The organism is Corallococcus sp. 4LFB, from assembly GCF_046520365.1.
GTDB lineage: Bacteria > Myxococcota > Myxococcia > Myxococcales > Myxococcaceae > Corallococcus > Corallococcus caeni.
This window is the reverse complement of sequence record NZ_JBKGHJ010001108.1, coordinates 1-923: the sequence shown is the minus strand read 5'-3', so window position 1 is coordinate 923 and position 923 is coordinate 1. Positions and strand designations below refer to the sequence as shown.

At 75.5% G+C, this 923-nt stretch carries 1 protein-coding gene; it reads right to left on the bottom strand.

Annotated elements, in window-relative coordinates; genetic code table 11:
• Positions 1 to 923: PAS domain-containing protein (locus tag ACLEQD_RS44355; RefSeq protein ID WP_410391926.1), on the bottom strand; the 923-nt coding region annotated here is incomplete at both ends.

The window sequence follows — 923 nt, the reverse complement described above, 5'->3', positions numbered from 1 at the left end:
GCGCCTCGCGGTACAGCCGCAGCTGCTCCGTCACGTCGCCGATGATGCCCGCCATGCGCACGGGCCGCCCCTGCGCGTCGCGCAGGGCCCGGCCCCGGCTCACGCACGAGCGGTAGCCCCCGGCCTCGTGCCTCAGCCGGAAGGACACGTCGTAGGGCGTGCCCTGCTCCAGGTGCCGCGCCAGCGCGGACGCCACCTCGTCCCGGTCCTCCGGGTGCACCCGCGCGAGGAACGCCTCGGAGGTGCCGGGGAAGTCCTCCGGCTTCATCCCCAGCATCTCCAGCAGGCGCGGGCTCCAGTACATGCGCTGGTCGCGCACGTCCCAGTCCCACACGCCGTCGTAGGAGCCGGACACCACCAGCCGGTAGCGCTCCTCGCTCTCTCGCGCGCTGCGCTCGGCCTGCTCCAGCAGCCCCACGCGCCGCTCCAGCTGCCGCACCATCGAATACAGGTGCGGCTCCGTGGACAGCTCGCCGGGCACGGGCGCGGGCAGCGGCCCCTCCGCGCGCGACTCGCGCAGCAGCGTCGCCACCAGCTCGTCATCCCCCTGCGCGCGCCGCACGAAGCCGTTGGCCCCCACGTTGGCGGCCATGCGCAGGTCCAGCTCGTCCGGCGCGGTGGCGTGCGTGAGGATGACCGGCACGCGCGCGAGCTTCGGGTCCTGGCGCAGCGCCAGGCACAGCCGGAAGCCATCCAGCCGGGGCATCAGCACGTCCGCCACCACCACGTCCGGCCGCCGCCGCCGCGCCAGCTCCAGCGCGGCCATGCCGTCCTCCGCTTCCATCAGCTCGAAGCGGAAGGGGGTCAGCGCCAGCCGCAGCAGCTTGCGGTAGACGGGGTCGTCCTCCGTCACCAGCACCCGCAGGGGCGCCCGGCCGGCGTCCGCCGCCCGCGCGTCCAGCGGCAGGGCCTGGCGCACCGCC